Source organism: Alteromonas sp. 5NW40-0090 (genome assembly GCF_057552975.1).
Map to the genome: position 1 here is coordinate 25,254 of NZ_BAAJLT010000005.1, position 13,417 is coordinate 38,670.

The window sequence follows — 13,417 nt, forward strand, 5'->3', positions numbered from 1 at the left end:
TGGGTCAAAACGTAATGGTATCGTAAAAGCGGCATTATCATTTATTGGTAACCTGATTGCTACCTTAGTGCAGTAAAAGCTAACAATGATTCATGTTTAATATAAGCGTGTAATCCGGCAAATAATAAAAAATATCGTTAACGGTTTAAATTTGCTGCTGCCGCTTTATTCGAATCTAGGTAACGTGTTTTCGTTGAAGCATCCATGCATTTAGCATATGTACGCGTTTAGAAACGTTGCTTTAGTTTGAATTAGTGTCTTATAAAAACGTAGTGCCTTGATGCAGTGACTTGCAGGGACGTATTCATCGGTTTGCTTTTTATCACTAGGCAACGCTTTGATGTTTTGTTGCCAAAAGGTGGCATTACCATGGGTAATTGGACTAGCGGATTTATCTGCTGGCGTGACAAACACTCGGTGTGTGTTTTCACATATCGCGATAGTACTAGGCGCAGTAAATTGCTCTAACATTGCCGCTTTATTAACAGTAGTACCCCAGATATCAAACCCTGCGGGTGAACGATTGGATGAGCCCGAAATCAAGGCGCCTGTCGCAATGCCAACGCGAAGTTGACAAGACATTGATACGAGCAAGCTATTGCGACTTACAAGGTCACGAGCTTTTATAGCAAACTCTACAGCGCTTGTTGCGCAAAGATGAAGGGCTGCGTCAACCAGTTCATTTTTGGTTAGAAATCCCACAGCAATGTACTGATCGCCGTTGGTTTTTAACGGTGTTAGCTGTGAAGATGTTGCAATTTCATCGAAGTGAGCAAAAAGCGCTTCTATGATGCTAGCACACTTCATGTCCCCGTATTTTTCTGTCAAACGCTGAAAATTCGAAAGATCACAAAAAATGACAACCGCACTAGACACCTTTTGCTTAATGCTGATATTCCCTATGTCATTGCTGTTTAATGACTTAATAGATGCAGTTGACAGCGCGCTTTGGGTGCCAAAATTCGGGAGGCATTGATTATCAGGTTCGAAAATTTTCGTCTCTTTCGTGTTGTGTAAATCCATCTACATGCTCCCGTTTTATATGGACTGAATAGTCAGTAGAGATAGGTATAAAAAAACGCGGTGTTAATGACCGCGTTTTTTAGTGTAGTGGAAAGCGTAGGGGCTTATAACTGATCTACGAGCCTGATTGCATCACCAATGTATGTAGCAGGCGTTAATGCTTTAAGCTCTGCTTTGGCCGCTTCTGGCATGTCTAAGTTATCAATAAACTCAGCAATGACGTCAGCGTTTACTTTCTTACCACGAGTCAGCTCTTTTAGCTTCTCGTATGGCTTTTCAATACCGTAACGACGCATTACCGTCTGAATAGGCTCTGCAAGCAGTTCCCAATTGTTGTTTAACTCGTTAAGTAAGCTTTGCTCGTTTACTTCTAACTTGCTGATCCCTTTCAGAGTGGCCTGATAAGCAATAACCGCATAACCTACACCTACGCCAAGGTTACGTAGCACGGTTGAGTCGGTAAGGTCACGCTGCCAGCGAGAAATAGGAAGCTTGGCTGCTAGGTGGTCGAAAATAGCGTTCGCCAGACCTAAGTTACCTTCCGAGTTCTCAAAATCGATAGGATTAACTTTGTGTGGCATGGTCGAAGAGCCAATTTCGCCAGCTACCGTTTTTTGCTTAAAGTGACCGAGTGCAATATAACCCCAAACGTCACGATCGAAATCGATAAGAATAGTGTTAAAGCGCGCAATGGCATCGAACATTTCTGCAATGTAGTCGTGCGGCTCTATTTGTGTTGTAAACGGGTTCCACGTTAGCCCTAGTGAGGTAACAAACTTCTCTGAAACGTCGTGCCAATCTACATCTTTATACGCTGACAAGTGCGCGTTGTAGTTGCCCACAGCACCATTAATCTTACCAAGTAACTCAACACCTGCGATTTGGCTACGCTGACGCTTCAGGCGAATAGCCACGTTTGCCATTTCTTTGCCCATGGTGGTAGGTGAAGCAGGCTGACCGTGAGTGCGTGCCATCATAGGTACGTTCTGGTAGCGTTTAGCAAGCTCTACTAGCGCTTCGATTAACTTGTCACAGTAAGGAAGAATAACGGTCTCGCGAGCTTCGCGAAGCATTAAACCATGTGAAAGATTGTTGATATCTTCAGACGTACAAGCAAAGTGAATAAACTCATTAACAGCTGAAAGCTCGCTGTTGTCGGCAACCTTCTCTTTTAGAAAGTATTCAACCGCTTTCACGTCGTGGTTTGTTGTGCGCTCGATTTCTTTAATGCGCATGGCATCTTCAACACTAAATTCAGCTACTATTTTGTCTAGTAGTGCATTTGACGTGTCTGTAAAAGCAGGAACTTCTTCAATTTGTGGGTTAGTAGACAGCATTTGTAACCAACGTACTTCTACTTCTACACGGTATTTTAATAAGCCGTACTCACTGAAAATACTGCGTAATTCTACGCTTTTGCCAGCATATCGACCATCGACAGGGGAAATTGCAGTTAACTGACTCAGTTCCACCTTAAGCTCCTCACTAGTTTATTAATCGTAGTGCTTTAACAGCACTGTTAAGAATGTGTTTGCGTTTAAATAAAATGTTTCTTCGTTTTCCACCCATCTGACGCCACATTACTGCAGCCCTAACACCTGCAAGCAAAAGCGCACGCACTTTATGCTGAGTAGCAGGTTGGCTTAAATAATCTGGGTTACCAGCTACCTGAATACGTGGTGCTAGCGGACTGATGATATCGCTGTAAATGCTCGCTAAGGAGGAGACTATTTGTGGGTTTTGGAAATCGATGTGAGCAAGCTGGCGCTGAACATGGGAAATGCGTTCGCCCAGTTCCTGCATTGCTTTAGGCTTTCTCGCTAGCTTTCTTTCAAGGCCTAGAATACTAGCAATATAGCGGGTTAATTCCGTATCTTTTGTTGCTTGTTTGTCAGATAGCTGTGCTGCGAGTGTGGTGTAACCGGTTTTTAAGTTAGTGAGCTGGCCGAAAACCTGTTGAGGTGTTTCTGGGTCAGTAACCAGTATGCTCGATAAGCTGGCCTCTATAGCCTCGTTAACGGCAGAGCCTCGTCTGGCAAGCTGCTGAACCAGCGCAGCAGCTTGACATACACCAGCAAGAGCTAGATTATTTTCTATGTCGGTATCTAACATCAGCGAATATAACTCTCAATAATACCGCCGCCAAGGCAAACTTCGTCACTATAGAACACCGCTGACTGCCCCGGCGTTACCGCCTTCTGCGGCTCATCAAACATCACTTCAATGGTGTCGTCTTGAGTTGGCGTTATTGTACATGGGATATCGGCCTGACGATAACGGGTTTTAACTACCGCGCGCACAGGCTCTGTAATCGTTTTTCTATCCACCCAGTGTAGCTGCTTTGCTACCAAGCCTTTCGAGTATAGGCGAGGGTGGTCGGCACCTTGGCCCACAATAAGCACGTTGCGAGCAACATCTTTATCTACCACATACCAAGGGTCGTCACCGTATTTGGCTAATCCACCAATGTGTAAGCCTTTACGTTGACCTAGCGTGTGATACATCAAGCCTTCGTGTTGGCCAATTTCTTCGCCTTCTGCTGTTTCAATAACGCCAGGCTGAGCTGGAAGGTAACGAGCCAGGAAGTCTTTGAATTTGCGTTCACCAATAAAGCAAATCCCGGTAGAGTCTTTCTTATCATGAGTGATAAGACCTTGCTCCTCGGCAATTTTGCGAACTAATGGCTTTTCGATGTCACCCACAGGGAAGAGCGTTTTAGCAACGTGCTCTTCGCCTAATGTGTAAAGAAAGTAGCTCTGGTCTTTGTTGTTATCAAGACCGCGTAGCATTTGCCATTTACCGTCAACTTCTCGGCGACGAACATAGTGACCAGTAGCAATGTAGTCAGCGCCAAGGTCTTCTGCTGCAAATTCAAGAAACGCTTTAAACTTAATTTCTTTGTTGCACATAATATCTGGGTTTGGCGTACGGCCCGCTTTGTATTCCTCTAAGAAATACTCAAACACGTTATCCCAGTATTCTGCTGCAAAGTTAATGGTGTGCAGTTCAATGCCAAGTTTGTCAGCAACCGCTTGTGCATCTTTTAAATCTTCCGCTGCGGCACAGTATTCATCGTTGTCGTCTTCTTCCCAGTTTTTCATGAAAAGACCTTCAACCTGATAACCCTGTTGTTGGAGTAGGTAGGCTGAAACAGACGAATCGACACCGCCGGACATTCCGACGATCACTTTTTTGCTGGCGTTAGATTCAATATCACTCACTATGGATTGCACACTCATTTGATTAATAAAAAAGAAACCGTATTTGTTAAATCAGTCACCAATTAACATGTTGATAAATATGCTAAGGCGCTTACCCACTCAGTGGGCTATACCACTAATCAGCCACTTACAAATCGGCCCGTTTTCGAGGTCGCGGATTTTATCAGATTCCGATAGCTAATTCACATTTAATCCTTATCTGATTAAGTAATTAAATATGTGCCAAACGGCCGTTGGCCTTTGCTGTAAAAAATTGTCTATATGCAAAGATGAACAGCAACCTTTAACAGCGCTAAAAATCCGTAACGTTTCGGTGCCTTTTTTAGTGTGGTCAAGGAAGGTGATTTCAAGTATTAGACATTGAATTGCCTTTAAAAGTAGACGTAGCTGCCATTATCAATACCATCAATGGTCCAATTACCCACGCGATATCTGATGAGCCGAAGGGTGGGGTAGCCGACGTGCGCCGTCATACGTCGCACTTGTCTGTTTCTGCCTTCTGTAATGGTAATTTCTACCCAGCTAGTAGGGATTGATTGTCGAAAGCGTACGGGCGGATTTCGCGGCCACACGCTAGGTGCTTCCATGGCCTTTACTTTAGCGGGGCGAGTCATTCCATCTTTTAACTCTACGCCGACACGCAGCGCCTGCATCGCTTTTTCGTCCATAATACCTTCAACTTGCACCCAATAGGTTTTGCTGGTTTTAGCTTTTGGGTTAGCAAGTTTATGCTGAAGCTTTCCATCATTGGTGAGTACGAGAAGACCTTCCGAATCTCTGTCTAGTCGTCCTGCGGCATAAACATCGGGAATATCTATGTAATCTTTTAGCGTTTCTCTACCGTCGGCATCTGTGAATTGAGAAAGCACTTGAAAAGGTTTGTTAAAAAGCACCACTTTAGCGTTCGAAGACATGTTACTTCCGCTTGTTTAAATTCAAAATTTCGGGGAGATCTTACGACAAATGACGATGCTTCGCATGTGAAAATCAACCGCAAATAGTGGTTTGCTCTATGAAGTTTGTCTATAAATTCGGTGATCTTATAAGTTAAGACAATGGTATGACTTGTAACTCAAACTTTCGACCCTATACTAATGGACGCTCCCATTTTTATAAGAGAGTGCATCTGCATAATTATTAGACAGTTTTAGCAGTGATAAGCGGGCTTGCTTATACACCGTATCTCGAAATTGCGTACGACTAGGCAGTCAAGCGCAAAGCCATGAGATGCATATTGCTAACATAAGGAATTGAATACTATGCGGGGAAGATTACAACAAGTGACTTTTTGCTTAATAAAAGCAGAAGGTGGAAAACATCAAATACGTTTCGCAATGACTGTGGGCGCGACATCTTAACGTTGCGGGTCGTTGCGACCTAATGGACTAAAAACGACAGTACCCTGTCGAAAAAATTGAGGTATATAATGACCAAGTCTAAGATCATCTATACGAAGACTGATGAAGCGCCAATGTTGGCGACATATTCACTTCTTCCAATTATCCAGAAGTTTGCTGCAGCTGCAGATATCGATGTAGAGCTAAGCGATATCTCACTTGCTGCGCGTGTATTGGCAAATTTCCCAGAGTATCTTTCTGAAGAGCAAAGAGTGCCAGACGCATTAGCAGAACTGGGTGAGATGACCCAAGACCCGAATGCTAACATCATCAAGCTTCCAAACATCAGTGCCTCAATTCCACAGCTTCGTGCAACTATCAAAGAATTAAACGCTAAAGGCTTCAACGTACCTGCGTTCCCTGATTCACCGAAAACAGCTGAAGACGAAGAAATTCGCGAGCGTTACGGTAAAGTATTAGGTAGTGCGGTAAACCCTGTGTTACGTGAAGGTAACTCGGACCGTCGTGCACCAACAGCGGTTAAAAACTATGCCCGCAAGCACCCGCATTCAATGGGGGAGTGGTCTCAAGCCTCTCGTTCACACGTTGCACACATGCGCGGTGGCGACTTTTACTCTGGCGAGAAGTCAGTAACCGTAGAAAAAGACGGCTACGTCAGCATTGAATTCACTGGCAAAGATGGAAGCAAGAAAACGCTTAAGCCTCGCGTAGACCTTCTTGCTGGCGAAGTTATCGACGGCATGTTCATGAGTAAGAAGGCGCTTTGCGAGTTCTTCGAAGAGCAAATTGAAGATGCGAAGAACACTGGCGTTCTTTTCTCATTACACGTGAAAGCGACTATGATGAAGGTGTCTCATCCAATCGTGTTCGGTCACTGTGTAAAGGTATTCTACAAAGATCTATTCAACAAATGGGGCGACCTGTTTGAAGAGCTAGGTGTTAACCCTAACAATGGTCTTGGTAGCGTTTATGACAAAATTGCGACCTTGCCTGAAAGCCAGCGCTCAGAAATTCAAAAAGACATCAATGCATGTTATGCCGATCGCCCACCAATGGCGATGGTGAACTCTGACAAGGGTATCTCGAACCTTCACGTACCAAGTGACGTAATTGTTGATGCATCTATGCCAGCTATGATCCGTAACTCGGGTCAAATGTGGGGACCAGATGGAAAGGCGCACGACACCAAAGCAGTTATCCCTGAAAGTACGTATGCAACTATTTACCAGGAAGTTATTAACTTCTGTAAAACGCATGGTGCATTCGACCCGACAACGATGGGTACGGTACCTAACGTTGGCTTAATGGCACAAAAAGCCGAAGAGTACGGTTCACATGACAAAACGTTTGAGCTAGAAGCAGACGGTACTGTTTCAATTGTTGACCAAGACGGTAACGTACTTATTTCTCACGATGTTGAAGAAGGTGATATCTGGCGTATGTGTCAGGTGAAAGACGCACCTATTCAAGATTGGGTTAAGCTAGCGGTAACGCGTTCACGTCAATCTGGCATGCCTGCTGTATTCTGGCTAGATGACGAACGTGCTCACGATGCACAACTGATCAAAAAAGTTGAAAAATACCTTCAGGATCACGACACCAACGGTCTAGACATTCAAATTATGTCTCCTGTACGTGCTATTCGTTACAGCATGGAACGTGCGATTCGCGGTCTAGATACCATCTCAGTAACCGGTAACGTACTTCGTGACTACTTAACTGACTTGTTCCCAATCCTAGAGCTTGGTACCAGTGCTAAAATGCTATCTATCGTGCCACTGATGGCTGGCGGTGGCCTCTACGAGACTGGCGCGGGCGGCAGTGCACCTAAGCACGTTCAACAGTTTGTAGAAGAAGGCCACTTGCGTTGGGATTCATTGGGTGAATTCCTAGCTCTAGCAGTATCGCTAGAAGATGTTGCAATTAAGCACAGCAACACCAAAGCAAAAGTTATTGCTACAGCGCTAGATAAAGCAACGGAAAAGCTGCTTAACAATGGTAAGTCTCCACTTCGTAAAGCAGGTCAGCTGGATAACCGTGGTAGCCATGTTTACCTAGGTCTATACTGGGCTGAAGAAGTAGCGAACCAGACGGAAGATGCTGACCTAGCAGCACAATTTAAGCCAGTGTATGAAGAGTTATCTGCAAAAATCGATGACATCTTGGCTGAGATTGATGCGACTCAAGGTAGCGCGCAAGAAATTGGCGGTTACTACTACCCTGACGAAGACAAGCTTTTCGCAACCATGTCTCCAAGTAAGACATTAAAAGCTATCCTTGGCGCATAGTGATTTGCGTACATGCGTTAGGCTTTGAGGTCTAGCGCACAGAATAGTATTCTCAAATCTGACAAGCTATTCAAAACAAACTTTAAAAGCCCTCTCTTCAAACGAGAGGGCTTTTTTATGTAGAACCACTGTACCTGCGCTAACACGCCGCGATCACGAACATTTTAAACCTAGCTGAGTAGGCAATGATCTATGCGGACTGGTATAAGGGCTAATAAGGGGTAGGGAGATATACCTTATGTTTTAGAAAGGAATGTATTCTCGAAAAATAAAAGGAACAGGAAAAAAGCTCGTTGATTGTCTGCTTGGAACTATTACGCAACGTTAAGCTAGTACGCAACGTTAAGATAACGTAATGCTTATTTTTGTGGGGAAAATTAAAACGCACTTATCCGCACAGGCGCTTTACTGCACCTACACATTTTGAATGGCAAGAAAAGTAAAAGCCCGACGTAAAAGGTCAGGCTTTAAAAATTCTTTTCTTAACGCTCTGGTTCTTCTTTGAAGCCAATGTTCTCAGCGTGAAGACCTTTAGGGCCTTGCTGAACTTCGAACGTTACCTCTTGACCCGCTTTTAGCGAACGGTAGCCTTCCATTTGAATCGTAGAGTAATGCGCGAAAATATCTTCGCCGCCGTCCTCAGGAACGATAAATCCAAAACCCTTTGCGTTGTTAAACCATTTAACTTTGCCAACCGCCATACTTCGACTTCCTCTTAATCCTTGAACTCACGAGTATATGCCCCCATTATAGATCCGGAGACACGGTGGAAAGAGTATTGATTGTAGCTGCTACGCAGTAAATTATGTCGTAGCTAACGTGCAATACTCAAAACCACTATACAAAATGTAGATTTTTTAACCATATTATGTCAAGGGCAAATGTGAATAAATTTATCCAAAAGTTTGTACACATATGTGCCATTAAACCACTATTATTAAGTTATGAGTAAAGACAACGCTATTAGTATCGAAAAGGAAAAACAGAAAGACGCGCAGCGACAGAAGCCGCAGCCGCCTCCCATGTATAAAGTGTTGTTGAACAATGACGACTATACACCGATGGATTTTGTCATTGAGGTACTCATGCAGTTTTTCAATATGGACGCTGAGAAAGCCAACCAACTTATGCTGACCGTTCATTATCAAGGAAAAGCCGTGTGTGGCATTTTTACTGCTGAGATAGCAGAGACAAAAGTGATGCAGGTTAATCAGTACGCACGCAAACATCAGCACCCGTTGATGTGCACGATGGAGCAGGCATAAGGTTTTTTGTAGAGGGCGAGCAATATGTTAAATAAAGAATTAGAACAAACGTTGAATGATGCGTTTGTATTTGCCAGAGAGCACCGTCACGAGTTTATGACGGTTGAGCACTTGTTGTTGGCATTGCTTGATAACTCAGCTGCTCGTGATGCGCTTAAAGCGTGTGGTGCCGATATCGAGGCGATTAAGAGTGAACTGCTATCGTTCGTTAAAGATACGACGCCACTTATTCTGGATGACCAATTAAACGAACGGGAAACTCAGCCTACGCTAGGTTTTCAGCGCGTGCTTCAGCGGGCAGTTTTTCATGTTCAATCGTCGGGTAAAGACGAAGTTACGGGTGCCAATGTGCTCGTCGCTATCTTCAGTGAGCAAGAGTCGCAGGCGGTTTACATTCTTAAGAAAGCCGACGTAACGCGCTTAGACGTTGTGAACTTTATCAGTCATGGTGTTAGTAAAGCAGATGATGACGAGCCCGTTAACCCTGAAGCATCGGAAGATGCTGAAGCAGGTGAAGAGGGTGGCTCTGCGTTAAGTAAATACGCTACCGACCTTAACCGCCACGCAAAAGACGGCAAAATTGACCCGCTTATTGGGCGCGATTCTGAGGTAGAGCGTACGATCCAAATTTTATGTCGTCGTCGTAAAAATAACCCATTACTAGTGGGCGAAGCTGGCGTAGGTAAAACTGCTATTGCAGAGGGTTTAGCTTACCGAATAGTAAACGAAGACGTGCCTGATGTTATTGCTGAAAGCACAGTATATTCACTTGATTTAGGTGGTCTTCTTGCTGGTACTAAATATCGCGGTGACTTCGAGAAGCGTTTAAAAGCAATCTTGAAAGAACTAGGCAAAGATAAAAACGCTATTTTGTTTATTGATGAAATCCATACCATTATTGGCGCAGGTGCTGCATCAGGCGGTGTGATGGATGCCTCCAACTTACTTAAGCCTAAGCTGTCAAGCGGTGAACTACGTTGCATTGGCTCAACTACATATCAAGAATACCAAGGTATTTTTGAGAAAGATCGCGCGCTGGCACGTCGTTTCCAAAAAGTTGACGTAACTGAACCTAGCGTCAGCGATACCACAAAGATACTGCTTGGCCTTAAGAGCCGCTACGAAGAGCACCATAACGTGCGCTTTACTCAAAAAGCGATTCAAGCTGCGGCAGAATTGTCAGCGAAATACATCAATGAACGTCACCTTCCAGATAAGGCCATTGATGTAATGGACGAGGCGGGGGCAAGTCAGCGTTTGTTGCCACCTTCCAAGCGTAAAAAGACCATTGGTGTGGGTGACATTGAGCAAATAATTGCGAAAATGGCGCGAATTCCAGAGAAGTCCGTCTCAGCCTCTGATAAAGAAGTACTTAAAAACCTTGGTCGAAACCTTAAGATGGTCGTATTTGGTCAAGACAAGGCCATAGAGACGCTAAATGACGCTATCTTGTTATCGCGTTCGGGGCTTGGCAATGAAGCAAAACCTATCGGTAGTTTCTTATTTGCGGGTCCGACTGGCGTGGGTAAGACAGAAGTAACTCAACAACTCGCTAAAATCATGGGTGTGGAGCTTGTTCGCTTTGACATGTCTGAGTACATGGAGCGTCATGCTGTGAGCCGACTTATTGGCGCGCCTCCTGGTTACGTAGGCTTCGACCAAGGTGGTCTGTTAACAGATGCGGTGATTAAGAATCCGTATTCGGTAGTCTTGCTAGATGAAATTGAGAAAGCGCATAGCGACATCTACAATATTCTTCTTCAAGTGATGGACCACGGTACGCTCACTGATAACAACGGCCGCAAAGTTGACTTCAGAAACGTGGTGTTGGTGATGACCACCAATGCTGGTGTTCAGGAAACCGTGCGCAAGTCTATTGGCTTTAAGCAACAAGATCACAGCCACGATGCGATGTCTGAAATCAATAAGGTATTTACGCCAGAATTCAGAAATCGACTAGACGGAATAATTTGGTTCAATCACCTTGATCCTGAAATTATTCTACAAGTGGTCGATAAGTTCATCATTGAGCTTCAAGCACAGCTCGACGTGAAGGGTGTGTCGCTTGAGGTTACCAGTGCAGCTCGCGCTTATATGGCCGAGAAAGGCTATGACAAAGCAATGGGAGCACGTCCTATGGCACGCGTTATTAAAGATGATCTTAAGAAAGAGTTGGCGAACGAGTTATTGTTTGGCGAACTGTCTAAGGGCGGAAACGTTAAAGTGGATTGCGTCGACGACAAACTTACCTTTGAGTACTCAGGGGTAGGAGCGACGTCTGAAGAAGCAGAGCCAAGCTGATAAAGCACAGCACTTAGCGTTAGGTAGTCGCTGTATTGTTGTCTACCGAACGCTACCTCCTCGTTTTTAGCTTTGTAGTGAAATGTTGTCGAGGACGAAGCGAGCAAATCTTAGATACGAAAAAGCCCGATCTTAATCGGGCTTTTTTTATGCGTTACCGCTTAAATGGCTCATTATCTTGCGCGATAAACGATACGACCTTTGGTCAAATCGTAGGGAGTCATCTCAACGGTGACCTTATCGCCAGTAAGAATACGGATATAGTTCTTGCGCATTTTACCAGAGATGTGTGCAGTCACCACGTGACCGTTTTCTAGTTCAACGCGGAACATAGTGTTAGGTAGCGTGTCCAACACAGTACCTTCCATTTCAATACAATCTTCTTTTGCCATGTAAAGCAGTTACCTCAGTAATTCAAAATTTTTGCCGCGCAGACCTTACCCAATCTTGGGTTCGGTGTAAAGCAATTAAGTGGGTATTTTACTATTTTTGGTAAATAGATGCCATTCATTGTCACTAAACTGCTCAAATGGCAAAAATTTATGCTTGTAAGACATTTTTTGGCAGCCCTCTACGTAATAGCCTAAATATACGTAGTGAAGCCCTAAATGCTTTGCTTGCTCAATTTGCATGAGTATCATCCAGGTACCTAGCGACACTGAACTATAGTCGGGGTCAAAAAATGTATACAGAGCAGAGAGTGCCCCCATATCCTCGTTGGCATCGACCACATCAGTTACGGCTACTGCGATCAACCTGTCACCGTCGTATGCCTCAAGGTAGTGGGTTGGCATCCAATCACATCGTACAAAGTTATCGAATTGTGTTTTTGATGGCGGGTACATACTGCCGTCAGCATGTCGTTCTGTGATGTAGCGCTCGTATAACGGGTAGTAGGTGTCTTTGGTTTTATCCACCAACTCAACGCGAAACCCATTATTTTTTTTAAGCAGCCTTTTTTGACTGCGAGAAGGCGTAAAAGCATCGACCGGAATCCGTACCGATTTACAAGCCTTACAAGCTGAACAGTGTGGACGGTAAATTTGTTCACCGCTTCGTCGAAACCCCACTTGAATAAGTTGCGAGTATCGCCACGCCTGAAAATCATTATTTTCGGCGTATACTAATAATTGCTCTTGCTCATCGGGCAAATAGCTACATGAAAATGACTGGGTTATACCAAACTTCACGGAGTAATCACTCTTGGCTTCCAACGATTAAGGTAGTCTTCTGACAGCCTACCGTCTTCAGTTAAAGTGTGGTTGTTGTTTTCAAGTTTTTCAATAAAGTTTTCACGTGGTAACGTATTCGCACCAAGGGATGCCAAATGATCAGTAGGAAGCTGGCAATCAATAAAGGCCATATCGTGAGACTTCATGTGCTCAACTAACGCCAACATAGCAAGCTTTGACGTATTACTTTCCCGGTGAAACATCGATTCACCGCAATAGACTTTACCAATTCCAACGCCATATAGACCACCCACCAGTGTATCGTCATCCCATACCTCCACTGAGTGCGCTAACCCCAAACCGTTAAGCTGCCGATAGGCTGCAATCATGTCATCAGTTATCCATGTTTCGCTGTTTAATTCCCCTGTATTGGGATTTTTGCGAGGGGTCGATGAACAAGCCTCAATGACACGGTCAAACGCATGATTTAACGTTACTGTGTATTTTCTTTTTCGAGCAAGCTTCATGAGGCTTTTTGATGCGACAAAGTTGTCGAGTTCGATGATCGCTCTTGGGTTAGGAGACCACCATAGTAAAGGTTCGTCATCACTGAACCAAGGGAATATGCCTTGAGAATAAGCTGAAAATAAACGGGCAGGACTAAGGTCGCCGCCGAATGCTAATAGTCCGTTAGGATCGTCTAAGGCGGTGTCCACAGAAGGGAAGGGGGCGCCTTCTTCAATATAATGTAACGCTATCATAAATAGGCCGGAAAAAAGCCCTGCAAAG

At 44.4% G+C, this 13,417-nt stretch carries 12 protein-coding genes; 3 read left to right on the top strand and 9 right to left on the bottom strand.

The genetic code is table 11. The annotated features are described in order from the left end of the window. Window positions 1-210: 210 nt before the first annotated feature. The 5 genes from AC27KT_RS07300 to AC27KT_RS07320 form a co-directional block, all read right to left on the bottom strand. Window positions 211-1,023, bottom strand: a complete 813-nt coding sequence (locus tag AC27KT_RS07300) for an adenylate/guanylate cyclase domain-containing protein (RefSeq protein ID WP_487128668.1) — start codon at window positions 1,021-1,023, stop codon at window positions 211-213. Window positions 1,024-1,127: 104 nt separating this feature from the next. Next, a complete protein-coding gene (gene purB / locus AC27KT_RS07305) occupies window positions 1,128-2,495 on the bottom strand; it encodes an adenylosuccinate lyase (RefSeq protein ID WP_487128670.1) in 1,368 nt (455 codons plus the stop codon). Window positions 2,496-2,508: 13 nt separating this feature from the next. Further along, window positions 2,509-3,135, bottom strand: a complete 627-nt coding sequence (hflD, locus tag AC27KT_RS07310; RefSeq protein ID WP_487128672.1) for a high frequency lysogenization protein HflD — start codon at window positions 3,133-3,135, stop codon at window positions 2,509-2,511. Then, window positions 3,135-4,262 (bottom strand): tRNA 2-thiouridine(34) synthase MnmA, encoded by a 1,128-nt coding sequence (gene mnmA, locus AC27KT_RS07315; protein ID WP_044556785.1) that lies wholly within the window; start codon window positions 4,260-4,262, stop codon window positions 3,135-3,137. Before mnmA ends, hflD begins: the two co-directional genes overlap by 1 nt. Window positions 4,263-4,615: 353 nt before the next feature. Continuing rightward, a complete protein-coding gene (locus AC27KT_RS07320) occupies window positions 4,616-5,158 on the bottom strand; it encodes an rRNA large subunit pseudouridine synthase E (RefSeq protein WP_487128674.1) in 543 nt (180 codons plus the stop codon). A 512-nt stretch (window positions 5,159-5,670) separates the two neighbouring features. On the opposite strand from AC27KT_RS07320, the gene AC27KT_RS07325 reads away from it, so the two are divergent. Continuing rightward, window positions 5,671-7,890 carry an NADP-dependent isocitrate dehydrogenase gene (locus tag AC27KT_RS07325; RefSeq protein WP_487128676.1) on the top strand — a complete coding sequence of 740 codons (2,220 nt, stop codon included), beginning with the start codon at window positions 5,671-5,673 and terminating at the stop codon, window positions 7,888-7,890. A gap of 482 nt (window positions 7,891-8,372) precedes the next feature. Here AC27KT_RS07325 and cspD read toward each other — a convergent pair whose 3' ends face one another. Then, complete coding sequence (cspD, locus tag AC27KT_RS07330; RefSeq protein ID WP_014949330.1) at window positions 8,373-8,591, bottom strand: cold shock domain-containing protein CspD; 219 nt, start codon at window positions 8,589-8,591, stop codon at window positions 8,373-8,375. 243 nt (window positions 8,592-8,834) lie between these two features. Here cspD and clpS point away from each other — a divergent pair, with 243 nt between their 5' ends. Both clpS and clpA read left to right on the top strand, forming a co-directional pair. Next, the gene (gene clpS / locus AC27KT_RS07335) at window positions 8,835-9,155 is read left to right on the top strand and encodes an ATP-dependent Clp protease adapter ClpS (RefSeq protein WP_014949331.1); all 321 of its coding nucleotides are present in this window, start codon (window positions 8,835-8,837) and stop codon (window positions 9,153-9,155) included. Window positions 9,156-9,179: 24 nt separating this feature from the next. After that, on the top strand, window positions 9,180-11,456 hold the full coding sequence (gene clpA, locus AC27KT_RS07340) for an ATP-dependent Clp protease ATP-binding subunit ClpA (RefSeq protein WP_487128679.1): 2,277 nt from the start codon (window positions 9,180-9,182) through the stop codon (window positions 11,454-11,456). A 173-nt stretch (window positions 11,457-11,629) separates the two neighbouring features. Here the strand turns inward: clpA and infA are convergent, their stop codons facing one another. The 3 genes from infA to aat all read right to left on the bottom strand — a co-directional run bounded on the left by infA (window position 11,630) and on the right by aat (window position 13,389). Continuing rightward, window positions 11,630-11,848, bottom strand: a complete 219-nt coding sequence (gene infA / locus AC27KT_RS07345) for a translation initiation factor IF-1 (RefSeq protein WP_014949333.1) — start codon at window positions 11,846-11,848, stop codon at window positions 11,630-11,632. 75 nt (window positions 11,849-11,923) lie between these two features. Then, window positions 11,924-12,646 (bottom strand): arginyltransferase, encoded by a 723-nt coding sequence (locus tag AC27KT_RS07350; RefSeq protein WP_487128681.1) that lies wholly within the window; start codon window positions 12,644-12,646, stop codon window positions 11,924-11,926. Continuing rightward, the gene (gene aat / locus AC27KT_RS07355; protein WP_487128683.1) at window positions 12,643-13,389 is read right to left on the bottom strand and encodes a leucyl/phenylalanyl-tRNA--protein transferase; all 747 of its coding nucleotides are present in this window, start codon (window positions 13,387-13,389) and stop codon (window positions 12,643-12,645) included. The genes AC27KT_RS07350 and aat overlap by 4 nt, the downstream gene beginning before the upstream one ends. Window positions 13,390-13,417: the final 28 nt, after the last annotated feature.

Bases quoted from the DNA above. Each gene is read 5' to 3' on its own strand.
- AC27KT_RS07300 (WP_487128668.1), bottom strand. From the start codon at position 1,023: ATGGATTTACACAACACGAAAGAGACGAAAATTTTCGAACCTGATAAT.
- hflD (WP_487128672.1), bottom strand. From the start codon at position 3,135: ATGTTAGATACCGACATAGAAAATAATCTAGCTCTTGCTGGTGTATGT.
- mnmA (WP_044556785.1), bottom strand. From the start codon at position 4,262: ATGAGTGTGCAATCCATAGTGAGTGATATTGAATCTAACGCCAGCAAA.
- AC27KT_RS07320 (WP_487128674.1), bottom strand. From the start codon at position 5,158: ATGTCTTCGAACGCTAAAGTGGTGCTTTTTAACAAACCTTTTCAAGTG.
- AC27KT_RS07325 (WP_487128676.1), top strand. From the start codon at position 5,671: ATGACCAAGTCTAAGATCATCTATACGAAGACTGATGAAGCGCCAATG.
- cspD (WP_014949330.1), bottom strand. From the start codon at position 8,591: ATGGCGGTTGGCAAAGTTAAATGGTTTAACAACGCAAAGGGTTTTGGA.
- clpS (WP_014949331.1), top strand. From the start codon at position 8,835: ATGAGTAAAGACAACGCTATTAGTATCGAAAAGGAAAAACAGAAAGAC.
- clpA (WP_487128679.1), top strand. From the start codon at position 9,180: ATGTTAAATAAAGAATTAGAACAAACGTTGAATGATGCGTTTGTATTT.
- infA (WP_014949333.1), bottom strand. From the start codon at position 11,848: ATGGCAAAAGAAGATTGTATTGAAATGGAAGGTACTGTGTTGGACACG.
- aat (WP_487128683.1), bottom strand. From the start codon at position 13,389: ATGATAGCGTTACATTATATTGAAGAAGGCGCCCCCTTCCCTTCTGTG.